This is a genomic window from Streptomyces sp. BK208, from assembly GCF_004364245.1.
Lineage (GTDB): Bacteria > Actinomycetota > Actinomycetes > Streptomycetales > Streptomycetaceae > Streptomyces.
Genome location: NZ_SOAV01000002.1, coordinates 451,150 through 473,947, shown reverse-complemented (window position 1 = coordinate 473,947; position 22,798 = coordinate 451,150). Strand labels below are relative to the sequence as shown.

The following is a 22,798-nucleotide window of genomic DNA, read 5'->3' as shown; positions in this document are numbered from 1 at the left end:
CCGCCGTGCCCGCCAAGGCCCCCGTGCCCGCCAGGTCTCGCCGTGTCCGCCAGGGCCCGCCGTGCCCGCCAAGGCCCGCCGTGTCAGGCGGGGCCCGCCGTGCCCGCCAGAGCCCGCCAGAGCCCGTCGTGCCCGCCAGAGCCCGCCCTGTCGGGCTGAGCCCGCCCTGTCAGGCGGGGTCGGGCGCGGAGGCCTCGGCCTGGGCGGCGAACCTCGCCTTCGCCTCGTCGATCTTCCGTCCGTAGTGCACGGAGGCCCACCACAGGGCGGCGAAGATCGCGCCCAGGAAGTACATGGTCGGCACGACGATGCCGGCGGCGATGAGCGCGACCTGCAGCGCCCAGCCGAGGGCGACGCCGCCCGGCCGGGTGATGACCCCGCACAGCAGCACGCTGAGGAACATCGCGATACCGCTGACGGTCCACACGGTCGCCACCGACAGGTCCGGGTCCTTCATGGCGACCAGTCCGGCGAAGCCGATCACGAAGAACTCGCCGATCAAGGTCGAAGCACAGAGCGTACGCACGGTTTCTCAGCCCCTCCCGAGGAGCAGTCGGGCCTCGCCGACGGTGATGACGGAACCGGTGACGAGCACACCGCCGCCCGCGAACTCGCCCTCCTCCTCGGCCAGCGTGATCGCGGCCTCCAGGGCGTCCGGCAGCCGCGGCTCCACCTGCACGCGGTCCTCGCCGAAGACCTCGACGGCGATCGCGGCCAGCGCGTCGGCGTCCATCGCGCGGTGGCTGGAGTTCTGGGTGACGACGACCTCGGCGAAGACCGGCTCGAAGGCTTCCAGCAGCCCCCGCACGTTCTTGTCGCCGCTGGCGCCGACCACGCCGATGAGCCGGCTGAACTGGAAGGCCTCCCCGACCGCCTCGGCGGTCACCCGGGCGCCCGCCGGGTTGTGCGCGGCGTCGAGGACCACGGTCGGCGAGCGCCGCACCACCTCCATCCGCCCCGGCGAGGCCACGGAGGCGAAGGCCTTGCGGACCGTGTCGACGTCCAGCGGCTCGGGACGCTGCGCGCCGACGCCGAAGAACGCCTCGACGGCGGCCAGCGCGACCACCGCGTTGTGCGCCTGGTGGGCGCCGTGCAGCGGCAGGTAGACCTCGGTGTACTCGCCGCCGAGCCCGCGCAGCGTCATCAGCTGCCCGCCGACGGCGACCTCGCGGGCGACGACGCCGAACTCCAGCCCTTCCCGGGCCACCGTGGCGTTGACGTCCACGGCCTTCTTCAGCATCACCTGCGCCGCGTCCACCGGCTGCTGGGCCAGGATCACGGTGGCGTCCTGCTTGACGATGCCGGACTTCTCGACCGCGATCTCGCCGGGCGTCTCCCCGAGCCGGTCGGTGTGGTCCAGGTCGATGGGGGTGACGACGGCGACGTCCCCGTCGACGACGTTGGTGGCGTCCCAGGAGCCGCCCATCCCGACCTCGACGACGGCCACGTCCACGGGCGCGTCGGCGAAGGCCGCGTACGCCATGGCGGTGAGCACCTCGAAGAACGACAGCCGGTACTCCTGCTGCGCGTCGACCATCTCGACGTACGGCTTGATGTCCTGGTACGTCTCGATGAACCGCTCGGCGGAGACCGGCGCCCCGTCCAGGCTGATCCGCTCGGTGACCGACTGCACGTGCGGCGAGGTGTACCGGCCGGTGCGCAGCTCGAAGGCGCCGAGCAGGGCCTCGATCATGCGGGCGGTGGAGGTCTTGCCGTTGGTCCCCGTGATGTGGATCGAGGGGTACGAGCGCTGCGGCTCCCCCAGCACGTCCATCAGCGCGGCGATCCTGCTGACGGACGGCTCCAGCTTGGTCTCGCCCCAGCGGGTCGCCAGCTCCGTCTCCACGGCGCGCAGGGCCGCGTCCACCTCGGGGTCCTCGGGGCGCCCGGGGACGTCCGCCTGCGGGGGGCCGCCCTGGGTGCGCAGGGTGCGGCTGCCGGCCTCGATGACGGCGAGGTCGGGGTCGCGGGTGGTCTCCGCGTCGATGATCTCGTCGAAGGAGTCGAGGGGGTCGGGCTGGTCGTTCTCGCCGGGGATGTCGCTCACGGGGCCCAGTCTACGTACCCGCTCTCCGCGGCCGGTCGTGCCCGCCGCCGCGGGCAGTCGCGCCGGCGGCGGAGCCGCACATCGATACGGCCCCGCGTCCCTGGATGACGAAGGCCCCCGGCGCAGGAACGCTCCGGGGACCTTCGTCGACGCACGGGCGTTACGCCTCCGGCAGCTTCTCGAGCTGGGCCTGGATACGGGCGATGTCCTCGTCCGCCTTGGCGAGGCGGCCCCGGATCTTGTCCACGACGTGGTCCGGCGCCTTGGCGAGGAACGCCTCGTTGCCGAGCTTGGCGTTGGCCTGGGCCTTCTCCTTCTCCGCCGCCGCGAGGTCCTTCGCCAGCCGCTTGCGCTCGGCGGCGAAGTCGATGACGCCGGACAGGTCGAGGGCCACCTCGACGCCCGCGACCGGCAGCGTCGCCGTCGCCGTGAAGGACTCGCCCTCCGGCTGGAGCCGCAGCAGCTGCCGGACGGCCGCCTCGTGGGCGGCGAGCGCGCTGCCCCCGAGGGTCAGCCGGGCGGGAACCCGCTGGCCGGGCTGGAGGCCCTGGTCGGCGCGGAAGCGGCGGACCTCGGTGATCACCGACTGGACGGTCTCGATCTCCCGCTCGGCCTCCGCGTCCCGGAAGCCCGAGTCGGACGGCCACTCGGCGATGACGACCGACTCACCGCCGGTGAGGGTGGTCCAGAGGGTCTCCGTGACGAAGGGGACCACCGGGTGGAGGAGACGCAGCGTCACGTCCAGGACCTCGCCCAGGACGCGCTGGGAGACCTCGGCCGCCTCGCCGCCCGCCTGGAAGGTGGTCTTGGACAGCTCGACGTACCAGTCGAAGACCTCGTCCCAGGCGAAGTGGAACAGGGCGTCGGAGAGCTTCGCGAACTGGTAGTCCTCGTAGTACGCGTCGACCTCGGCGACCACCGAGTTGAGCCGGGAGAGGATCCACCGGTCCGTGGACGACATCCGCGAGGCGTCCGGCAGCGGGCCCTCGACCGTCGCGCCGTTCATCAGCGCGAAGCGGGTGGCGTTCCAGATCTTGTTGGCGAAGTTCCGCGAACCCTGGACCCAGTCCTCGCCGATCGGGACGTCGACGCCCGGGTTGGCGCCGCGGGCGAGGGTGAAGCGCAGGGCGTCGGAGCCGTACTTGTCCATCCAGTCCAGCGGGTTCACCACGTTCCCGAAGGACTTGGACATCTTCTTGCCGTTCTGGTCACGGACCATGCCGTGCAGGGCGATGGTGTGGAACGGCGGGGTGCCGTCCATCGCGTAGAGGCCGAACATCATCATCCGGGCGACCCAGAAGAAGAGGATGTCGTAGCCGGTGACCAGGACGGAGTTCGGGTAGAACTTCGCGAGCGACTCGGTCTGCTCGGGCCAGCCGAGCGTGGAGAAGGGCCACAGGCCGGAGGAGAACCAGGTGTCCAGGACGTCGGAGTCCTGGTGCCAGCCCTCGCCGCTCGGCGGCTCCTCGCCGGGGCCGACGCAGACGACCTCGCCCTCGGGGCCGTACCAGACGGGGATGCGGTGGCCCCACCACAGCTGGCGCGAGATGCACCAGTCGTGGAGGTTGTCGACCCAGTCGAAGTACCGCTTCTCCATCTCCTGCGGGTGGATCTTGACCTTGCCGTCGCGGACGGCGTCACCGGCGGCCTTGGCCAGCGGGCCGACCTTGACCCACCACTGCATGGACAGGCGCGGCTCGATGGTGGTCTTGCAGCGCGAGCAGTGGCCGACGCTGTGGACGTAGGGCCGCTTCTCGGCGACGATCCGGCCCTCGGCGCGCAGCGCGGCGACGATGGCGGAGCGGGCCTCCAGCCGGTCCAGGCCCTGGAAGGGGCCGTGGGCGGTGATGACGGCGTGCTCGTCCATCACGGCGATGGAGGGCAGGGCGTGCCGCTGGCCGATCTCGAAGTCGTTCGGGTCGTGGGCGGGCGTCACCTTGACGGCGCCGGTGCCGAACTCGGGGTCGACGTGCTCGTCGGCGACGACCGGGATGGAACGGTCGGTCAGCGGCAGCTTGATGAGCTTGCCGACCAGGTGCTTGTAGCGCTCGTCCTCGGGGTGGACGGCGACGGCCGTGTCACCGAGCATCGTCTCCGCGCGGGTGGTGGCGACGACGATGGTCTCGTCACCCTCCCCGTACGTCATGGAGACCAGCTCGCCGTCGTCGTCCTGGTACTCGACCTCGATGTCGGAGATCGCGGTCAGGCAGCGCGGGCACCAGTTGATGATGCGCTCGGCGCGGTAGATCAGCTCGTCGTCGTAGAGCCGCTTGAAGATGGTCTGGACGGCCTGCGAGAGGCCCTCGTCCATGGTGAAGCGCTCACGGGACCAGGCGACGGCGTCGCCGAGGCGGCGCATCTGGCCGCTGATCTGGCCGCCGGACTCGGCCTTCCACTGCCAGACGCGCTCGACGAACGCCTCCCGGCCGAGGTCGTGGCGGGACTTGCCCTCCTTGCCCAGCTCGCGCTCGACCACGTTCTGCGTGGCGATGCCGGCGTGGTCCATGCCGGGCTGCCACAGCGTCTCGTACCCCTGCATGCGCTTGCGGCGGGTCAGGGCGTCGATGAGCGTGTGCTCGAAGGCGTGCCCGAGGTGCAGGCTGCCCGTGACGTTCGGCGGCGGGATGACGACGGTGTAGGGCGGCTTCTCGCTCTTCGCGTCGGCCTCGAAGTAACCCCGTTCCACCCAGCGCTCGTACAGCTGCCCCTCTACCTCGGCCGGCGTGTACTGGGTCGGCAGTTCGGTGTCGGGTGCGGGCTGCGGCTGCTGAGAGTTCTCGGTCACGGGGGTCAGTTTACGGGCGTCACGGCCCTGTCCCGAAACCCGTTTCCTCTGTAACGGTGCGGCCCCCGGTGACCTGCGCACGCCAGGTCTGGGTGAGGATGTCAGAACCACGTAAGCATCTGGAGGGGAACCCAGGAATGAGTCACAACCAGCCGGGCCCGTACGGCGGGCAGCCCCAGCAGCCCGGACCGTACGGCCAGCCGGGGCCGTATGGCCAGCAGCCGCCGCAGGCCCCCCAGCCCGGCTACGGCTACCCCCAGCAGACGCCTCCCCCGCAGCCGGGCTACGGCTACCCGCAGCAGCCCCAGCAGGGCGGCGTCCCGCCGCAGACTCCCCCCTACGGCCAGCAGCCTCCCTACGGCCAGCAGCCTCCGTACGGTCAGCAGCCCCCTTACGGCCAGCAGCCGTACGGCGCGCCGCAGCCGCCGGCGTCGGGCGGCGGCAAGAAGAAGGCCGGCCTGATCATCGGCGCGGTCGCCGTCGTGGCGGCGATCGGCGTGGGGGCCTACTTCGTGATCGGCGGCGGCGGTGGCGCGGGCGGCCTGGAGGACGACGGCGCGCACAAGCTGACCACGCCGGCGACGGCGCTGGGCGAGTACAAGAAGGTCCAGGGCCAGGAGAGCAGCGACTCCGACACCGCCAAGGACATGACGAAGAGCGGCGTCAAGGACGGGGCCGCCGTGATCGGGCAGTGGTCGACCGCCGACTTCAGCGAGTACGACCCCGAGGACCCCTCCACCCTGCCCGACAAGTCGGAGCTGCTGACCGCCAAGGGCTTCACCATGGTGGGCGGTTACGGCAAGATCGACGACCCGCAGGCGACGCTGGACAAGTTCTTCGCGAACATCCAGAAGGAAGTCGAGGAGAGCTCCACCAGCGACACCGGCGGCATGCAGAACGCCAAGCTGGTCGGCGACCCCGAGGAGGTCGAGATCGACGGCGCCGTCGCCAAGTGCCAGTCGACGAAGGCCACCAACGCGCTCACCAAGAAGGAGTCGACCGACTGGTTCTGCGCCTGGGCCGACTACAGCACGATCGCCATGGTCTCCCCCGGTGACAACTCCGGTACCGGCGTGAGCAAGGACACCGCGGTCGACATCACGACGAAGCTGCGGGGCGAGGTCCGCGTCAAGGCCTGACGCGCACCGGCCACGTATGCGGGAGGGGCCCGGTCGATGATCGACCGGGCCCCTCCGCACATGTGCCGCGTGCGCGCTACGCCGTCTTCTGCTCGCCCGGGCCACGGCCCCGCGCGTCGCGCGGGATCAGCGTCGGGTTGACGTTGGAGAGGACCACGTCGGCGGTGATGACGACGCGGGCGACGTCCTTGCGGGACGGGACCTCGTACATCACGCCCTGGAGGACCTCCTCCATGATGGCCCGCAGGCCGCGCGCGCCGGTCTGGCGGAGGATGGCCTGGTCGGCGATGGCCTCCAGGGCGCCGCGCTCGAAGTCCAGCTCGACGCCGTCGAGTTCGAAGAGGCGCTCGTACTGCTTGACGAGCGCGTTGCGCGGCTCGACCAGGATCTGGAGGAGTGCCTCGCGGTCGAGGTTGTGGACCGAGGTGATGACGGGCAGCCGGCCGATGAACTCGGGGATCATGCCGAACTTGACCAGGTCCTCCGGCATGACCTGCTCGAACTGGTCCTTGGACTCGATCTCCCGCTTGGAGCGGATCTGCGCGCCGAAGCCGATGCCCTTGGCGCCCGCCCGGCCCTCGATGATCTTCTCCAGGCCCGCGAAGGCGCCGCCGACGATGAACAGGACGTTCGTCGTGTCGATCTGGATGAACTCCTGGTGCGGGTGCTTGCGGCCGCCCTGCGGCGGGACCGACGCCGTGGTGCCTTCCAGGATCTTCAGCAGGGCCTGCTGGACGCCCTCGCCCGACACGTCGCGCGTGATGGAGGGATTCTCACTCTTGCGGGCGACCTTGTCGATCTCGTCGATGTAGATGATCCCGGTCTCGGCCTTCTTGACGTCGTAGTCGGCGGCCTGGATCAGCTTCAGCAGGATGTTCTCGACGTCCTCGCCGACGTACCCCGCCTCGGTGAGCGCCGTGGCGTCGGCGATCGCGAACGGGACGTTCAGCATGCGGGCGAGGGTCTGCGCGAGGAGGGTCTTGCCGGAACCCGTGGGTCCCAGCAGGAGGATGTTGGACTTCGCCAACTCGATGGCGTCCTCGCGGCCTTGGGCGCCGCCGTTCTCACCGGCCTGGACCCGCTTGTAGTGGTTGTACACCGCGACGGAGAGGGCCTTCTTGGCCGCCTCCTGGCCGACCACGTAGCTCTCGAGGAACTCGTAGATCTCGCGGGGCTTGGGGAGCTCCTCCCAGCGCACCTCGCTGGTCTCCGCCAGCTCTTCCTCGATGATCTCGTTGCAGAGGTCGATGCACTCGTCGCAGATGTACACACCGGGCCCTGCGATGAGCTTCTTGACCTGCTTCTGGCTCTTGCCGCAGAACGAGCACTTGAGCAGATCGCCGCCGTCACCGATGCGTGCCACGGTGTGCTTCCCCTTCGCCTGGGAGACTCCCGGTCGTCGACGTCACGTCAACGGCGGGCGGACTCCTGGTGCTGCCTTATGTCCGACGGTACCTTGCCGGGCCCCTCGTCCGGGCCCCCCTTGGCACGGTTCCCTTTGACGTGAATCGCGTCAAACCGTGCCAAGGAGCGGCAGACGATACAGCCTCCCGCCTAGCGGAGAGAGGAGTTGTCCATCTTCCGGGTGGTGATGATCTGGTCGATCAGGCCGTAGCTCAGCGCGTCCTCGGCCGTGAGGATCTTGTCGCGCTCGATGTCCTCGCGGATCTTGTCGACCGGCGTGGTGGAGTGCTTGGCCAGCATCTCCTCCAGCTGCGAGCGCATCCGCAGGATCTCGTTGGCGGCGATCTCCAGGTCGGAGACCTGGCCGCGGCCGGTCTCGCTGTACGGCTGGTGGATCAGCACGCGGGCGTTGGGCAGCGCCATGCGCTTGCCCGGGGTGCCGGCGGCCAGCAGGACGGCGGCGGCGGACGCGGCCTGGCCCATGCACACCGTCTGGATGTCCGGCTTCACGTACTGCATCGTGTCGTAGATGGCCGTGAGCGCGGTGAAGGAGCCGCCGGGGCTGTTGATGTAGACCGAGATGTCACGGTCGGGGTCCATCGACTCCAGGCACAGCAGCTGCGCCATGACGTCGTTGGCGGAGGCGTCGTCGATCTGGACGCCGAGGAAGATCACGCGCTCCTCGAAGAGCTTCGCGTACGGGTCGTACTCGCGCACGCCCTGCGAGGTGCGCTCGACGAAGCGCGGGATCACGTAGCGGGACTCGGCCTGCGGGCCGGTGTAGCGGCCCTGGGAGGCGGCGGCGCGCAGGTCCTGCGTGCGGTCGTACAGGCCGCTGCCGGGGAAGTCGTTCACAGTGTCTCCTGTAAAGGGGCTGAGGCGGTCGGCTCGGGGCGGGGGATGGCTCAGGCGCCCGTGCCACCGCCGCCCGGCATGCCGGCGGCCGTGGGGATGACGTCGTCGATGAGGCCGTACTCCTTGGCCTCGAAGGCGTCGAACCAGCGGTCGCGGTCCGAGTCGCGGGTGATCTGCTCGATCGTCTGGCCGGTGTGCTGGGCCGTGAGCTCCGCCATGCGCTTCTTGGTGTGCAGCAGCCGCTCGGCGTGGATCTTGATGTCCGAGGCCGAACCGGCGAGACCGGCGGAGGGCTGGTGGATCAGGATCTCGGCGTTCGGCAGCGCGAAACGCTTGCCGGGAGTGCCCGCGCTCAGCAGGAACTGTCCCATGGAGGCCGCGAGACCCATCGCGATCGTCACCACGTCGTTCTTGATGAACTGCATGGTGTCGTAGATCGCCATGCCGGCCGTGATCGAGCCGCCCGGGCTGTTGATGTACAGGAAGATGTCCTTGTCCGGGTCGGCGGCAAGGAGCAGCAGCTGTGCGGTGATCTTGTTGGCAATGTCGTCGTCGACCGGCTGGCCGAGGAAGATGATCCGCTCGCCGAGCAGTCGGTTGTAGACCTGGTCGCCGAGGCCGCCACCGATGGAGGGCTCGCCGGCGGCTGAGGGCATCAGATTCGTCACGTATCCACCTGCTCGTCTTACGACGGCGCCGGGCCGTCTCACGTTTCCCTGCGGGGCTGGAGCCGCTTTCGGGGACTCCCCTGCCCTCGTATTCATGGACCCTAACGCGGTGACCCTGCGGTGCCATCCCGGTTCCGCGGGTGTTCGCCGGGGGCGTAGCGCTCCGCGGTGGTGCGGTTGCGGGATCTCGCGCCTGCGGTGGGTGTCCGTCGCCGGTACGGGCCGTCCGTGGCCGGTCGGGCCCATGCGGCGGAGCCGCGCAGTGATACGGCCCCGCGCCCTCTGGCGGGCTGTCCGGCCCTATGCCGAACGGGCCCCGGCGTCGATCGTCCGGGGCCCGTTCCGCGTCCGTCTGGGGAGACGCGAGGGGGGATCAGCCCTCGGTCTTCTCCTCGGCCTTGTCGTCGGCCTTCTCGGCGTCGGCGGACTCGGCGGCGGCCTCGGGGGCCTCCGTCTCCTCGTCCTCCTCGTCGTCCAGGTCGACGACCTCGCCGTTGGTGTCCTTGACCGTGGCCTTCTCGACCACGGCGGCCAGGGCCTTGCCGCGGGCGACCTCGCCGACGAGGAGCGGGACCTGGCCCTGCTCGACGACGGCCTGGGCGAACTGGTCGGGGGACATGCCGGAGGAGGCGGCGCGGCGCATGAGGTGCTCGGTCAGCTCTTCCTGGCTGACGTTGAGGTTCTCCCGCTTGACCAGCTCGTCGAGGACGAACTGGGTCTTGATGCCCTTGACCGCGGCCTCGCGGGTCTCGGTCTCGAACTCCTCGGCGGTCTTGCCCTGGAGCTCCAGGTACTTCTCGAGGTCGAGACCCATCTGGCCGAGCTGGTGGTGCTCGAGGTTGTGCTTACGGGTGTTGATCTCGTCCTCGAGGAGCTTCTCGGGGACCGGGACCTCGACCAGGTCGAGCAGCTTGTCCAGGACGCGCTCCTGAGCCTGCGTGGCCTGGTCGTACTGCTTCATGTTGGCCAGGCGCTTGCGGCTGTCGGCGCGCAGCTCCTCCAGCGTGTCGAACTCCGACGCGAGCTGGGCGAAGTCGTCGTCCAGCTCGGGCAGCTCGCGCGCGGCGACCTGGGTGACCTTGACGGTGACCTCGGCCTCCTTGCCGGCCGCCGAGCCGCCCTTCAGCTCGGAGGTGAAGGTGGTCTCGCCACCGGCCTCCAGGCCCTTCACGGCATCGTCGATGCCGTCCAGCAGCTCGCCGGAGCCGATGGTGTAGGACACACCGTCGGCGACGCCGTCCTCGAGGACCTCGCCGTCGACCTTGGCCTGCAGGTCGACGGTGAGCACGTCGCCCTCCGCGGCGGCGCGCTCGACCGGGGAGGTCGAGGCGAAGCGCTCGCGCAGCTGCTCCACCGACTTGTCGACGTCCTCGTCGGTGACCTCGACGGCGTCGACCTCGACCTCGATGCCGGAGTAGTCCGGGATCTCGATGGAGGGGCGGATGTCGACCTCGGCGGTGAAGTTCAGCGTCTCGCCGTCCTTCAGCTCCGTGATGTCGACCTCGGGCTGGCCGAGCGGGTTCAGCTCGGCCTCGTTGACCGCGTCGGTGTAGAACTTGGGAAGCGCGTCGTTGACCGCCTCCTCCAGAACCGCACCGCGGCCGAACCGCTGGTCGATGACCCGGGCCGGGATCTTGCCCTTGCGGAAGCCCTTCACCGTGACCTGCTGGTTGATCTTCTTGTACGCCGCGTCGAGGCTGTCCTTGAGCTCCTCGAAGGGCACCTCGACAGTGAGCCGAACCCGGGTCGGGTTCAGGGTCTCCACGGCGCTCTTCACGGTTCGGTCTCCTTGGTGGCTGACTTCTTGGGTTCTGCCGGAACCAGAGAGTGTCCGGCAAATTTCGCCGCCCGGAGACTTCATACGCTGAGACACACGGGCGTGCAGCTTGCATAGTAACGGCAGCGACTACACGGCCCAAAAGGCGATCACCCGTCCTCCGCCGGGCGGCCGGCGCGACCGGGGGACGGATCGGCGGGACGATGGTCGGGGTGGCGGGATTTGAACCCACGGCCTTCCGCTCCCAAAGCGGACGCGCTACCAAGCTGCGCCACACCCCGTCTGGTGCGACACGTAGGGTACATGCCGCCAGGCACCGGGGCCGCAGACTTTCCCGGGCGTCCCTGAAGGTCCGGCGCGGACCGGAAGGGGTGTGCGGTGAGGGGTGACGACCCGCTACGATGCCTGCAGTGCCGCGGTCACCGACCTGCGGCGCCTGCTGTGCGGGCGTAGCTCAATGGTAGAGCCCCAGTCTTCCAAACTGGCTACGCGGGTTCGATTCCCGTCGCCCGCTCCGAGAGGCCTCCGGCCCGGTCCCCCAGGGATCGGGCCGGAGGTCTTCGTGCGGGCTAGAACTGGATCGAGTTGACCATGTCGGCTATCGAGTCCAGGAAGCGCTGGATGTCGTCGGCCATGCCGGTCGAGGCCAGGAAGAAGCCGAAGAGGACCGCGACGATCGCCGGTCCCGCCTTGATGGAGCCTCCCCGCAGCAGCACCACCAGGATGATCGCCAACAGCAGCACCACTGACAGCGAAATGGCCACAACTGATCACACCCTAGGTCGGTCCGCTCTCCCGGCCCGGAGGTGCGGCACCGCACACCCCCGCCAGAACCATCGTGCCACCAACCGGGCTTGGTCATGCGGCGGGTGACACATCGTCCGGTCGGTCTTCCCCGCGGCACACTCCCCGGCGCACGCGGGCGCACCCGGCCTCGGGGCCTCGTACAGCATTTCGACGGACCGCCCGTACGGGCAATTCCAGCGACTTCGTTTCCATGCCCACACAACGCGTTCGCAGGTAATTCGAATTGTCGCGGGGGACACATCGGCGAGAGCGTCGACAGGTTCATCACAGGGAGATCACAGGATCACCCGCGGGCCCCGTAAGGGCATTGAAGCGGACATTCCAGCGGAGTCGCCCGTCTGACTTATGCGTGGTTTAGTCGTGATGTGTCATGACAAGGCGGGTGCCTTCGGACCGGCTCAGGAGCGCGGCGACGCACGGGGTGTGGACACCGTCACGCGAACGGCGGGGCCGATTTTCCGTAATACGGGGGTACACGAACCGTACGCACACCGCGCTCAAGACCCGAAATGCAGGAATGACGTCGAGGGTTTTACGGAATCACACGGAGAACGCTAGGGTGCCTCAGATGTTCTACGCTGCCCCGTCCCCCATCAGAGCAGCGAGGTCCTGTGACCACTCGCCGAGTTCCCGGCGGGGGGTTGCATGACTGGCTCGCTGCGACCTCACGGCGACGACCGAAAGTCGCCGTCCCCACCGGACCAGCAGACACAGCAGGCCCGGCAGCCCCCCGGTGCACAGCCGGGCCGGCAGCGCGACGCGTTCTTCGACAACGCGAAGTACCTGGCCATCGTGTTGGTCGGGGTGGGCCACGCCTGGGGGCAGATCCTGGACGGGAACCGGACCGTGGAGGCCCTCTACCGGGTCCTGTACACGTTCCACATGCCGGCGTTCATCGTCATCTCCGGCTACTTCTCGCGCAGTTTCGATCTCAGCCCCAAGCGCGTCAAGCGGCTGATCACCGGTGTCGCCGTCCCGTACCTCGTCTTCGAGGTCGCCTACACGCTGCACCGCCGCGTCAGCGAGGACCCGCAGAGCGACTTCAGTCTGCTGGACCCCACCTACCTCCTGTGGTTCCTGTGCGCGCTGTTCGTCTGGCGGCTGACCACCCCCATCTGGCAGACGGTCCGCTGGCCGCTCCCGATCGCCCTGGGCATCGCCGCGCTCGCCTCCGTCACGCCCACCATCTCCAACGACCTGAACATGCAGCGCGTGCTGCAGTTCCTGCCGTGCTTCGTGCTGGGTCTGGTGCTGCGGCCCGAGCACTTCCGGATGGTGCGGCGCCGCTCGGTGCGGATCCTGGCCGTGCCGGTGGTCGCGGCGGCGCTGGTGATCGGCTGGTGGTCGGTGCCGCGCATGGAGACCGGCTGGTTCTACCGCAACGCCGCCGTGCAGGACACCGGCGGCCCCTGGTGGTCCGGGCCCGTCCTGACGCTCGCGCTCTTCGGCTGCTCCGTGGTGCTGACCGCGTGCTTCTTCGCCTGGGTGCCCGGCCGCCGCATGTGGTTCACGGCCCTCGGCGCCGGCACGATCTACGGCTACCTGCTGCACGGCTTCCTGGTGAAGGAGGGCAGCTACACCGGCTGGTTCCACCAGCCCTTCCTGGACCGGCCGCTCGGCGAGATCGGTCTCACCGTCCTCGGCGCCACCGCCGTGACCCTGCTGTGTACCAGGCCCGTCCAGCGGGTCCTGCGGTACGTGGTCGAACCGAGGATGGACTGGGCCTTCAAGCCGGATCCCGGCGGCGACGCCCGGGGACGTGAGAAGCGCGGTCCCGCCGGGACGGACCGCTCCCGTGCGGAGCATGCCGGGGCGGAGCACGCCGGGGCGCGTGGCACGGCCGTCGCGGCCTCCGTGTCGAACGGCAGCAGCGAGAAGGTCTCCGTCTAGGACCCGTGGGTCACTCCTGGCCGAGAAGTGCGCGCATACGCGCGTACTTCTCGGCCAGTCGCGTGCGGGTCGCCTCGTCGAGGACGGCGAGCCGGGCGGGGTCGGCGTTGTGCGCCAGGTCCGCCTCCTTGACCAGTGCCGCACCGGGCGTGGCGAGGATCCGCGCGGCGTACGCCTCGGGCGGCTCCCCGGCGCGCTTGGTGAGGGCGAGGACGATGTCCTTGGTGCGGCGGCTCAGCGGCGCCTCGTCCAGCCAGCGCTCGGTCAGCGCCTCGTCCTCGACGGCGTCGTGCAGCCAGGCGGCCGCGATCTGCTCGTCGTCGCCGCCGCGCGCCCGTACGCCCTCGGCGACGGCTCGCAGGTGTTCGGCGTACGGCCGGCCCGCCTTGTCGGTCTGCCCGGCGTGGGCGGCGCGTGCGGTGGCCTCGACCTCGGCCGGGGAGAGCGGCCGGGCGGGCGGTGGGGAGTCGTGGGACATGGGCCCAGTATGTGGGCGCTGACCCTCAGTCCGTCGCCGTCGCGGAATGGGCCGTGGGCCCCTCCCGGCAGATCAGCAGCAGCGCCCGGTCGTCGTTGACGTCCTTGGCCACCGCCTCGATCAGGTGCCAGGCCGCGCCGTGGAAGCCGCCCGCGACATAGCGGTCGGCCTCGCCGGTGAGACGGTCGATGCCCTCGGCGATGTCCCGGTCGGAGGTCTCCACCAGGCCGTCCGTGAACAGCATCAGCACGTCGCCGGGCCGCAGCGTTCCCTTCACCTGGTCGAACTGCGCGCCGTCGTACACGCCGAGCAGCGGGCCCTCGGCCGACTTCTCCTCCCAGCGGCCGGTGCCGGCGCTGAGCTGGAGACCCGGCGGATGCCCGGCGGAGTACAGCTCGTAGTCGCCGGAGTCGAGGTCCAGGACCAGGTGGATGGATGTGGCGAAGCCCTCGTCCCAGTCCTGGCGGAGCAGATAGCCGTTGGCGGCAGGCAGGAAGGCGTGCGGGGGCAGGCTGCCCAGCAGTCCGCCGAAGGCGCCGGACAGCAGCAGCGCGCGCGAGGCCGCGTCCATGCCCTTGCCGGAGACGTCGGTGAGGACGACCTCCAGCGTGCGGCCGCCGTTGGTGCGGGCGGCGACGACGAAGTCGCCGGAGAAGGACTGGCCGCCGGCCGGGCGCAGCGCCATCTCCCGGTGCCAGCCCTTGGGCAGCTGCGGCAACTTGCTCTGCACGCGGATGCGTTCGCGCAGGTCGAAGAGCATGGTGCCGCCACGCCGCCAGGGCACGCCGACCCGGCTGCGGAACTGGGCGACGAGGAGCCCGAAGAAGCCGCAGGCCGCGACGACCAGGACCGCGCCGGGGGTGACCCGGGACGGGCCCTCGGTGTAGGGGCCGAGCTGCACCGACTCCACGATCAGCGCGGTGGCCGCCGCCGCGTACAGGCCGAGCAGGCTCGCCGGGCGCAGCAGCAGGCCGCCCGCGACGATCGGGACGACCAGCGCGGAGGGTGCGCACCACACGGAGTTGGCCATGGTGGTGGCGGCGATGACGGGGATCGTCAGCAGCAGTCCGGCGAGCGCGATCCAGTCCGAACCGTCGCCGCGGAAGTAGTCGACGGCGGCCCGGCGCACGCCGACGCGGACCCGGTGCCACTGCTTCTTCCACCGGGCCGTGAACGTCTCGGCTTCCGCGCGCCGCTGTCGTCCTGCTGCCATTAGTTCGGGACCCTATCCATCGGACCGGCCGCTTGGCACGGGAGGTCCCACTTGTCCCCCGTCCGGGGCCGGACTTCACAGTGAACTTCACGAACGGCTCGCGCGCCGCAACCCTGCCGAAATTGCCTCGCCCGACTCGGGCGGCCCCTGGTACGCATGCGGTATGGACGGATCACGGACGAGGGCGGCGACGGCGTGACGACGAGGACGACGGAGCCGCGGGTGCTGCGGCGCGAGGAGTGGGACACGTGGTACGGGTCGCTGATCCGGGCCTTCGGCGGGATCCCGGAGCCGGCCGACGAACTGGAGCTGTTCCGGGAACTGACGCGGGTCGACCGGTCGATCGGCGTGTGGGAGAGCGACGGGGACGGTGAGGCCTGCGTCGGAACGGCGGGGGCCTTCGCCTTCGGGATGACCGTGCCGGGCGGCGCCCGGGTTCCCGCCGCCGGCGTGACGATGGTGAGCGTCGCCGCCACGCACCGGCGCCGGGGTGTCCTGACGTCGATGATGCGCCGGCAGCTGGACGACGTACGGTCCTGGGGCGAGCCGCTGGCGGTACTGACGGCGTCCGAGCCGGCGATCTACGGCCGGTTCGGGTACGGCGCCGCGACCTTCGCGCTCCACGCGGAGATCGACACGAGCCGGGTCCGGCTGTCGGTGCCACCGGGCACGGATGACGTACGTCTGCGGTACGCGGCGCCCGCCGACGTGCTCGACGCGTGTGAGGCGGTGTACGCGCGGCTGGTGCCGGGGCGGCCCGGGATGCTGGCCCGGCAGCCCGGCTGGGACCGGCTGGCGCTGCTGGATCCGGAGAGCGGGCGGGACGGCGCCTCGCCCCTGCAGTGCGTGATCGCCCGCCGGGACGGCGAGGTCACCGGGTTCGCGCGCTTCCGGGTGCGGCCGGCCTGGGGTCCCGAGGGGGCCGGGGGCACGGTGGTCCTGGACGGCCTGGCCGGTCTCGACGCGGCGACCGAGGCGGCGTTGTGGCGCTTCCTGTACGACATCGACCTCACCTCCAGGCTGTCGGTGCGGGGGCGGCCGGTCGACGAGGCGTGGCAGTACCAGGTGTCCGACATCCGGCGGTGCCGGCCGGAGCTGCGGGACGCGCTGTACGTACGGCTGGTGGACGTGGGGGCGGCGCTCGCGGCGCGGACCTACCAGGCGCCGGTGGACGTCGTGTTCGAGGTCGAGGACGCCTTCTGCCCCTGGAACGCGGGGCGTTGGCGGCTGAGCGGCGATGCCAAGGGGGCGTCCTGCGAGCGTACGGCCGACGCGGCGGATCTGGCCTTGTCCGTACGGGAGTTGGGAGCGGCGTACCTAGGCGGTGTCGGGCTCGGCGCGCTCGGGGCGGCCGGGCGGGTGCGTGAGGTACGGACCGGGGCGCTGGCGGAGACGTCGGTGGCGTTCGGGTCGGACGTGGCGCCGTGGCTGCCGCACGGGTTCTGAGCGGGTCCTGAGTCGGGGCACGGGGCCCTACCGCTGCTGGCAGGCGGGGCACCAGAAGAGGTTGCGGGCGGCGAGGTCGGCGGTGCGGACCGGGCTGCCGCAGAGGTGGCAGGGCTGGCCGGTCCGGCGGTAGACGTAGACCTCGCCGCCGTGGTCGTCGACGCGGGGCGGGCGGCCCATGGCCTCCGGGGTGTGCTCGGGGCGGACGGTGTCGATGCGGTTGTTCCGCACGCCCTCGCGCATGAGCCCGGTCAGGTCGTGCCAGATCGCGTCCCACTCGGCGCGGGTGAGGTCCCTGCCCGTGCGGTACGGGTCGATGCCGTGGCGGAAGAGGACCTCGGCGCGGTAGACGTTGCCGACGCCGGCGACGACCTTCTGGTCCATGAGCAGGGCGGCGACGGTGGTGCGGCTGCGGGAGATCCGGCGGTAGGCCGCGTCGGGGTCGGCGTCCGGGCGCAGCGGGTCCGGGCCGAGGCGGTCGTGTATCGCCTGCTTCTCCGGGTCCGTGATCAGGGCGCAGGTGGTGGGGCCGCGGAGGTCGACGTACGCGGTGTCGTTGGCGAGGCGGAGGCGGACGGTGTCCGTGGGCGGGGGCGCGGGGGCCGGGCCGAAGGTGACCTTGCCGAAGAGGCCGAGGTGGATGTGAACCCAGGCGGGACCGGCTGCGCCGAAGCCGAGGAAGAGGTGTTTGCCGTGGGCGTCGGCGGTGGTCAGGACGGTGCCGTCGAGGAGGGCGGCGGAGTCGGTGAACTTGCCCTGGGGGCTGGTGACGTGGACGGCCGTCCGGGCGAAGGCGGCGGTGTAGTCCTGGGCCAGCCGGTGGATCGTGTGCCCCTCTGGCACGGGGGTGTCCTTTCGTTTCCTTTGCCCACCCGCCCGCCCGTCTCGGTGGGTCGAGAGGCTCGACTCGTCCCGGGGCTCCGCCCCGGACCCCGGCGGGGACTCCGTCCCCTGCGTCCCTGCGGGCCCATCGTCCTGCCCGGCGAAGGCCCCTCCTCCGCCCGGCCGGCTCGCGTTCCCGGCCCGCGGGTCGCCCCGTGCCCGCCGGCGGGACCGGTCCCGGTCGGCGGATCGGCCCCGGTCGGCAGCGCCGATCCCGGTCGGCAGTGCCGGTCCCGGCGACGGGTACGCGTTTCCGCCTCGCGGGGGTGGCCCGACCGGCAGGCGCGCGTTCCGGACCCGCGGGCCCACGTTCCGACCCGTACGCCCGGCCCGACGGGCAGGCCCGCTGCCCGGCCTGCGGACTCACGTTCCCACCTGCACGCCTGTGCCCGACCGGCAGGTTCGCGTTCCCGCCAGCGGGCCCACGTTGCGACCCGCAGGACTGGACCGACCCGTGGGCCCGCGTTCCCGACCAACGGACTCACACACCAACCCGCAGACCTGCGCCCGACCCGTGGGCCCGCTTGCCCGGACCGTGGGCCTGGGGCCGGTGGCGGGGCCGTGGTTCCGCCGTGTCGGGCATGCGGGCGGCCTGCGGGCTGTGCCGAGGCCGTGGACCGCGTGGCCCGGTGGCCGGCTTGCGGCGCCTTCGGAGGAGGCGGGGGGTGTCGTTCCGTGCGGGGCTGCCCCGGTTCGTCCCCGGAGGAGAGAGCGAGTCCGCGGCGTCGGTCCCGCAGGGGGTGTGACGCCCTCGGTGTCCTACGGGGGCCTCGCGCGCGGTGCGGCGGGGCCCCGTCGGGGGGGCTACTGCTGGGGGTGGTGGGGCGGGACCGGGGGGAGGTCGCCCGTAGTCTCGTAGGAGGTGAGCATGTCGATGCGGCGGATGTGGCGTTCGTCGCCGGAGAACGGGGTGGCGAGGAAGGTCTCGACGAACTTCGTCGCCTCGTCCTGCGTGTGCATGCGGGCGCCGACCGCGACGACGTTGGCGTTGTTGTGCTGGCGGCCCAGCGACGCCGTCTCCTCGCTCCAGGCCAGCGCCGCGCGCACGCCCTTCACCTTGTTCGCCGCGATCTGCTCGCCGTTGCCGGAGCCGCCGATCACGATGCCGAGGGCGTCGGGGTCCGCGGCCGTGCGCTCGGCGGCGCGCAGGCAGAAGGGCGGGTAGTCGTCCTGGGCGTCGTAGATGTGCGGGCCGCAGTCGACGGGCTCGTGGCCCGCGTCCTTGAGCCACTCGACGAGGTGGTTCTTGAGTTCGAAGCCCGCATGGTCCGAGCCGAGATACACGCGCATGCGTCGAGTGTGACACGCGGGCCGGGAGGCGGACTCTTCGGGTGCCGACGGGGAATACGCAACGTGAAACTTTGAAACCTCAGGGAAAGCTCAAGTAACGATCCGGATTCAAAGGTTCCCAGATCTGTTCACCTCCGTTTCACTGGTCCGGCTCGTACACCGCTCGTACGGGACAGTGCTCGACCGGCGCAAAGGAAACCTCCCCATGACTTCGCAGCCGACCTTGACCAAGCCCGAGGACGGGCCCGCCGGGCCCGGAGAACCCGGGTCCGGGCTCCAGGCCGGGCTCAAGAACCGCCACCTCTCGATGATCGCCATCGGCGGCGTCATCGGGGCCGGGCTGTTCGTTGGCTCCAGTTCCGGGATCGCCACGGCGGGTCCCGGCATCCTTCTCTCGTACGCCCTCGTCGGCACGCTCGTGGTGCTGGTGATGCGGATGCTCGGGGAGATGTCGGCCGCCAACCCGACCTCCGGATCCTTCTCCGCCCACGCCGACCGGGCGCTCGGCCCCTGGGCCGGGTTCTCCATCGGCTGGCTGTACTGGTTCTTCTGGGTCGTGGTGCTGGCCGTGGAGGCCACGGCCGGGGCCAAGATCCTGGAGGGCTGGATACCGGCCGTGCCCCAGTGGGGCTGGGCCCTGATCGTGATGTTCGTGCTGACCGCCACCAACCTCGTCTCCGTCGGCTCCTACGGCGAGTTCGAGTTCTGGTTCGCCGGGATCAAGGTCGTCGCCATCGCCGCCTTCATCGTCGTCGGCGGGCTGGCCGTATTCGGCGTGCTGCCCGGCGTGGACAGCGACCAGGCGGGGCTCGGGAACCTGACCGAACACGGCGGGTTCCTGCCGCACGGGGCCGGGGCCATCCTCACCGGTGTGCTGCTCGTCGTGTTCTCGTTCATGGGCAGCGAGATCCCCACACTGGCCGCCGGCGAGTCCGAGGACCCGCAGCGGGCCGTGACCAAGGCGACCAACAGCATCATCTGGCGCATCGCCGTCTTCTACCTCGGGTCCATCTTCGTCGTGGTCACGCTGCTGCCCTGGGACGCGCAGTCGATCGTCGACCAGGGTTCGTACGTCGCCGCGCTTGACTCCCTCGGGATCCCGAACGCCGGCGAGATCATGAACTTCATCGTGCTGACGTCCGTGCTGTCCTGCCTGAACTCCGGGCTCTACACGGCCTCCCGCATGGCGTTCTCGCTCGGTGAGCGCGGCGACGCGCCGAAGGCCTTCGCCCGCACCACCCGGCGCGGGGTGCCGCGGACGGCGATCCTGTCGTCCGTCGTCTTCGGCTTCGTCGCGGTGTTCTTCAACTACAAGTTCCCCGACACGGTCTTCCTCTTCCTGCTCAACTCCTCGGGTGCCGTGGCCCTCTTCGTCTGGCTGGCCATCTGCTTCTCGCAGCTGCGCCTGCGGAAGATCATCCAGGCCGAGGCGCCGGAGAAGCTCGTGGTGCGGATGTGGCTGTACCCGTACCTGACCTGGGCGGCCGCCGCGGTCATCGTCTTCGTGCTCGGCTACATGCTGACCGACACCGAACACGACGGGCGCAGCACCGTCCTGCTGTCGCTGCTCGTCGCCGCGATCGTCCTCGCCGTCGCCTTCGTCAAGCAGCGGGTCACCGCGCGGAAGGCCGTGGCGGTCGGCGAGAAGGGCTGACCCGGCCGTCGCCGGGACGACGCAGAAGACGGAAGAGGCCCGCCGGGACGCTCGATGCGCCCCGGCGGGCCTCTTCGGTGGTCTCGGGCCCCGCGTTACCGCCTGTCGGCCAGCTTCCACGCGGTGGGCAGGACGCCCATCGCCAGCGCGGCCTTCAGCGCGTCGCCGATCAGGAACGGGGTGAGGCCGGCCGCGATCGCGGCGGTGAGGGACATGTCGGCGGCGAGGGCCAGGTACGGCACGCCGACGGCGTAGATGATCGCCTCGCCGAGCAGCATCGTGCCGGCCATGCGCAGCACCGAGCGGTCGGCGCCGCGGCGGGCCAGGGCGCCGACGGCCGTGGCGGCGAGCAGCATGCCGAAGACGTAGCCGAGGGACGGGGCGGCGGTGCCGGAGCCGCCCTCCGCGAACCACGGCACGCCCGCCATGCCGACCACGGCGTACAGCGCGAGCGAGAGCAGACCGCGACGGGCGCCGAGCGAGGTGCCCACGAGGAGCGCGGCGAAGGTCTGGCCGGTCACCGGCACGGGGGAGCCGGGCACGGGCACCGCGATCTGGGCCGCGATGCCGGTGAGCACGGCGCCGCCCGCCACGAGCGCGACGTCCCGGACTCGGGAGGAGGGGATGAGGTCGGCGAGGACCTGCCCGGAACGGCGGGCGGAAACGGCGGCGGTGCTCATGGGGACTCCGCGGTGGTGTGGACATGTCGGGACACCGCGACGCTATCCCAGCGGCAGGGGCCGATCACCAGCAGTGCTCGACAAAGGCCCGCGCGTCGGCTTGGTGGGCTCCCGACAAAGGACGCGGGATACACGTGGCCCCGGGTGACACCCGTCACCCGGGGGGCGAGGCGGACGTCACGGCACCCGGAGGGCGTATACGGATGATCACCTTCCGTATGCGGTCCGTCCGCATCGTGGGCAGCCGGTGTCGCGTGAGAGCGTGAGCCCGGAGACTGTGGGCGCTTTTGCCCTGCCCGAGTCCCCACCCGCCCCCCACGCATCGGACGAGCCGCTCCATGTCCAACAGCACCCCCACCGAGGCGCCCCCGCAGCCGGTGGACGCCTCCCTCTCCCACGGCCTCAAGCAGCGCCACCTGTCGATGATCGCCCTCGGCGGCGTGATCGGCGCGGGCCTGTTCGTCGGCTCCGGGGCCGGCATCGCCGCCGCCGGGCCCTCGATCGTCGTCGCCTACACCCTCTCCGGTCTCCTCGTGATGCTGGTGATGCGGATGCTGGGCGAGATGTCCGCCGCGTATCCGTCGTCCGGCTCCTTCTCCTCGCACGCCGAGCGGGCGATCGGGCCGTGGGCCGGTTTCACCGCCGGCTGGGCGTTCTGGGTGCTGCTGTGCACGGCCGTCGGCCTGGAGGGCATCGGCGCCGCGCAGATCGTGCACGGATGGCTGCCGGGCACGCCCGAGTGGGCGTGGGTGGCGCTGTTCATGGTGGTGTTCTGCGGCACGAACCTGGCCGCCGTGAAGAACTTCGGCGAGTTCGAGTTCTGGTTCGCCACCCTCAAGGTCGGCGCGATCTCGCTGTTCCTGGTGCTGGGCGTGCTGGCGATCTGCGGCGTCCTCCCGGGCACCGACTCCCCCGGCACCTCCCATCTGGGCGACTTCCTGCCCCACGGCGGCAACGGCCTGATCATCGGCCTGCTCGCCTCGGTGTTCGCCTACGGCGGCCTGGAGACGGTGACCATCGCGGCGGCCGAGTCGGAGAACCCGGTCCAGGGCGTGGCGAGCGCCGTCCGGACGGCGATGTGGCGCATCGCGCTGTTCTACATCGGCTCGATGGCGGTCATCGTGACCCTGGTCCCGTGGGACTCCCCCGAGGTCGTCGAGAAGGGCCCGTACGTGGCCGCCCTCGACGAGCTGGGCATCCCCGGCGCGGGCCAGCTCATGAACGTCGTGGTCCTGGTCGCGCTGCTGAGCGCGATGAACGCCAACATCTACGGCGCCTCCCGCATCGGCTACTCGCTGGTGGAGCGCGGGCAGGGCCCGAAGGCACTGGGCCGGGTCTCGGGCGGGGTGCCGCGGATCGCGGTGCTGGTCTCGTCCCTCTTCGGCTTCGGCTGCGTGCTGCTCAGCTACTGGCGGCCGGACGACGTCTTCTCCTGGCTGCTGAACATGATCGGCGCGGTCATCCTGGTCGTCTGGATCTTCATCGCCGCCTCGCAGCTGCGGCTGCGGCGCCGTCTGGAGCGGGAGGCGCCCGAGAAGCTGGTCGTGCGCATGTGGGGCTTCCCGTGGCTGACCTGGGTGGCGCTGGCGGGCATGGCCGCGGTGTTCGTGCTGATGGCCCGCGAGCCGGACACGCGGGTGCAGCTGTACTCGACGGGCGGGATGACGCTGTTCCTGGCCGCCGTCGGCTACGCCCGCCAGCGGCGGACCGCGGCCCGCGGCTAGGGGGTGCCGTTTGGATCAGGCCGGCTCCGGCCGGCGGTCCCCGCCAGACCAGGCGACCG

At 70.9% G+C, this 22,798-nt stretch carries 18 protein-coding genes and 2 tRNA genes; 6 read left to right on the top strand and 14 right to left on the bottom strand.

Features of this window, described 5'->3' with window-relative positions; translation table 11 throughout:
* Nucleotides 1-169: 169 nt before the first annotated feature.
* The 3 genes from EV562_RS06710 to EV562_RS06700 all read right to left on the bottom strand — a co-directional run bounded on the left by EV562_RS06710 (nt 170) and on the right by EV562_RS06700 (nt 4,832).
* Entirely contained in the window at nt 170-526 is a 357-nt protein-coding gene (locus tag EV562_RS06710) for a DUF4233 domain-containing protein (protein ID WP_133885725.1), read from the bottom strand.
* 6 nt (nt 527-532) lie between these two features.
* On the bottom strand, nt 533-2,047 hold the full coding sequence (locus EV562_RS06705) for a folylpolyglutamate synthase/dihydrofolate synthase family protein (protein WP_133885724.1): 1,515 nt from the start codon (nt 2,045-2,047) through the stop codon (nt 533-535).
* Between the two features lie 160 nt (nt 2,048-2,207).
* Nucleotides 2,208-4,832, bottom strand: coding sequence for a valine--tRNA ligase (locus EV562_RS06700; protein WP_133885723.1), 2,625 nt, complete (start codon nt 4,830-4,832; stop codon nt 2,208-2,210).
* Nucleotides 4,833-4,969: 137 nt separating this feature from the next.
* Here EV562_RS06700 and EV562_RS06695 point away from each other — a divergent pair, with 137 nt between their 5' ends.
* Nucleotides 4,970-5,971: a hypothetical protein gene (locus EV562_RS06695; protein WP_133885722.1), complete on the top strand. Its 1,002-nt coding sequence runs from the start codon at nt 4,970-4,972 to the stop codon at nt 5,969-5,971.
* 76 nt (nt 5,972-6,047) lie between these two features.
* Here the strand turns inward: EV562_RS06695 and clpX are convergent, their stop codons facing one another.
* The 5 genes from clpX to EV562_RS06670 form a co-directional block, all read right to left on the bottom strand.
* Nucleotides 6,048-7,334, bottom strand: coding sequence for an ATP-dependent Clp protease ATP-binding subunit ClpX (gene clpX / locus EV562_RS06690; RefSeq protein WP_133885721.1), 1,287 nt, complete (start codon nt 7,332-7,334; stop codon nt 6,048-6,050).
* A gap of 191 nt (nt 7,335-7,525) precedes the next feature.
* The gene (locus tag EV562_RS06685) at nt 7,526-8,230 is read right to left on the bottom strand and encodes an ATP-dependent Clp protease proteolytic subunit (protein WP_133885720.1); all 705 of its coding nucleotides are present in this window, start codon (nt 8,228-8,230) and stop codon (nt 7,526-7,528) included.
* Nucleotides 8,231-8,280: 50 nt separating this feature from the next.
* Nucleotides 8,281-8,886 carry an ATP-dependent Clp protease proteolytic subunit gene (locus EV562_RS06680; RefSeq protein ID WP_166661663.1) on the bottom strand — a complete coding sequence of 202 codons (606 nt, stop codon included), beginning with the start codon at nt 8,884-8,886 and terminating at the stop codon, nt 8,281-8,283.
* Nucleotides 8,887-9,271: 385 nt separating this feature from the next.
* Nucleotides 9,272-10,675, bottom strand: coding sequence for a trigger factor (gene tig / locus EV562_RS06675; RefSeq protein ID WP_133885718.1), 1,404 nt, complete (start codon nt 10,673-10,675; stop codon nt 9,272-9,274).
* Between the two features lie 204 nt (nt 10,676-10,879).
* Nucleotides 10,880-10,956, bottom strand: a tRNA-Pro gene (locus EV562_RS06670).
* A 162-nt stretch (nt 10,957-11,118) separates the two neighbouring features.
* On the opposite strand from EV562_RS06670, the gene EV562_RS06665 reads away from it, so the two are divergent.
* A tRNA-Gly gene (locus tag EV562_RS06665) sits at nt 11,119-11,189 on the top strand.
* Nucleotides 11,190-11,244: 55 nt separating this feature from the next.
* Here the strand turns inward: EV562_RS06665 and EV562_RS06660 are convergent.
* Nucleotides 11,245-11,439 carry a hypothetical protein gene (locus EV562_RS06660; protein WP_007449834.1) on the bottom strand — a complete coding sequence of 65 codons (195 nt, stop codon included), beginning with the start codon at nt 11,437-11,439 and terminating at the stop codon, nt 11,245-11,247.
* A 688-nt stretch (nt 11,440-12,127) separates the two neighbouring features.
* Between EV562_RS06660 and EV562_RS06655 the strand changes: the two genes are divergently transcribed.
* On the top strand, nt 12,128-13,372 hold the full coding sequence (locus EV562_RS06655; RefSeq protein ID WP_133885717.1) for an acyltransferase family protein: 1,245 nt from the start codon (nt 12,128-12,130) through the stop codon (nt 13,370-13,372).
* A 10-nt stretch (nt 13,373-13,382) separates the two neighbouring features.
* Here EV562_RS06655 and EV562_RS06650 read toward each other — a convergent pair whose 3' ends face one another.
* A complete protein-coding gene (locus EV562_RS06650; protein WP_133885716.1) occupies nt 13,383-13,850 on the bottom strand; it encodes an HD domain-containing protein in 468 nt (155 codons plus the stop codon).
* 25 nt (nt 13,851-13,875) lie between these two features.
* The gene (locus EV562_RS06645) at nt 13,876-15,063 is read right to left on the bottom strand and encodes a PP2C family protein-serine/threonine phosphatase (protein ID WP_133885715.1); all 1,188 of its coding nucleotides are present in this window, start codon (nt 15,061-15,063) and stop codon (nt 13,876-13,878) included.
* A gap of 156 nt (nt 15,064-15,219) precedes the next feature.
* Between EV562_RS06645 and EV562_RS06640 the strand changes: the two genes are divergently transcribed.
* Nucleotides 15,220-16,509: a GNAT family N-acetyltransferase gene (locus EV562_RS06640; protein WP_133885714.1), complete on the top strand. Its 1,290-nt coding sequence runs from the start codon at nt 15,220-15,222 to the stop codon at nt 16,507-16,509.
* A 27-nt stretch (nt 16,510-16,536) separates the two neighbouring features.
* On the opposite strand, the gene EV562_RS06635 is transcribed toward EV562_RS06640, so the two are convergent.
* Nucleotides 16,537-17,352, bottom strand: coding sequence for a DNA-formamidopyrimidine glycosylase family protein (locus EV562_RS06635; protein WP_133885713.1), 816 nt, complete (start codon nt 17,350-17,352; stop codon nt 16,537-16,539).
* A gap of 843 nt (nt 17,353-18,195) precedes the next feature.
* On the bottom strand, nt 18,196-18,681 hold the full coding sequence (locus EV562_RS06630) for a ribose-5-phosphate isomerase (RefSeq protein WP_133885712.1): 486 nt from the start codon (nt 18,679-18,681) through the stop codon (nt 18,196-18,198).
* 205 nt (nt 18,682-18,886) lie between these two features.
* Between EV562_RS06630 and EV562_RS06625 the strand changes: the two genes are divergently transcribed.
* On the top strand, nt 18,887-20,335 hold the full coding sequence (locus tag EV562_RS06625) for an amino acid permease (RefSeq protein WP_133885711.1): 1,449 nt from the start codon (nt 18,887-18,889) through the stop codon (nt 20,333-20,335).
* Between the two features lie 95 nt (nt 20,336-20,430).
* Here EV562_RS06625 and EV562_RS06620 read toward each other — a convergent pair whose 3' ends face one another.
* Entirely contained in the window at nt 20,431-21,015 is a 585-nt protein-coding gene (locus EV562_RS06620) for a biotin transporter BioY (protein ID WP_133885710.1), read from the bottom strand.
* Between the two features lie 338 nt (nt 21,016-21,353).
* Between EV562_RS06620 and EV562_RS06615 the strand changes: the two genes are divergently transcribed.
* On the top strand, nt 21,354-22,739 hold the full coding sequence (locus EV562_RS06615; RefSeq protein ID WP_133885709.1) for an amino acid permease: 1,386 nt from the start codon (nt 21,354-21,356) through the stop codon (nt 22,737-22,739).
* The last annotated feature ends 59 nt before the right edge of the window (nt 22,740-22,798 follow it).

What these genes read in the sequence shown, in the direction of transcription:
- EV562_RS06695 (WP_133885722.1), top strand. Translation starts at nt 4,970, where the DNA reads ATGAGTCACAACCAGCCGGGCCCGTACGGCGGGCAGCCCCAGCAGCCC.
- EV562_RS06680 (WP_166661663.1), bottom strand. Translation starts at nt 8,886, where the DNA reads ATGCCCTCAGCCGCCGGCGAGCCCTCCATCGGTGGCGGCCTCGGCGAC.
- EV562_RS06655 (WP_133885717.1), top strand. Translation starts at nt 12,128, where the DNA reads ATGACTGGCTCGCTGCGACCTCACGGCGACGACCGAAAGTCGCCGTCC.
- EV562_RS06650 (WP_133885716.1), bottom strand. Translation starts at nt 13,850, where the DNA reads ATGTCCCACGACTCCCCACCGCCCGCCCGGCCGCTCTCCCCGGCCGAG.
- EV562_RS06645 (WP_133885715.1), bottom strand. Translation starts at nt 15,063, where the DNA reads ATGGCAGCAGGACGACAGCGGCGCGCGGAAGCCGAGACGTTCACGGCC.
- EV562_RS06640 (WP_133885714.1), top strand. Translation starts at nt 15,220, where the DNA reads ATGCGGTATGGACGGATCACGGACGAGGGCGGCGACGGCGTGACGACG.
- EV562_RS06630 (WP_133885712.1), bottom strand. Translation starts at nt 18,681, where the DNA reads ATGCGCGTGTATCTCGGCTCGGACCATGCGGGCTTCGAACTCAAGAAC.
- EV562_RS06625 (WP_133885711.1), top strand. Translation starts at nt 18,887, where the DNA reads ATGACTTCGCAGCCGACCTTGACCAAGCCCGAGGACGGGCCCGCCGGG.
- EV562_RS06620 (WP_133885710.1), bottom strand. Translation starts at nt 21,015, where the DNA reads ATGAGCACCGCCGCCGTTTCCGCCCGCCGTTCCGGGCAGGTCCTCGCC.
- EV562_RS06615 (WP_133885709.1), top strand. Translation starts at nt 21,354, where the DNA reads ATGTCCAACAGCACCCCCACCGAGGCGCCCCCGCAGCCGGTGGACGCC.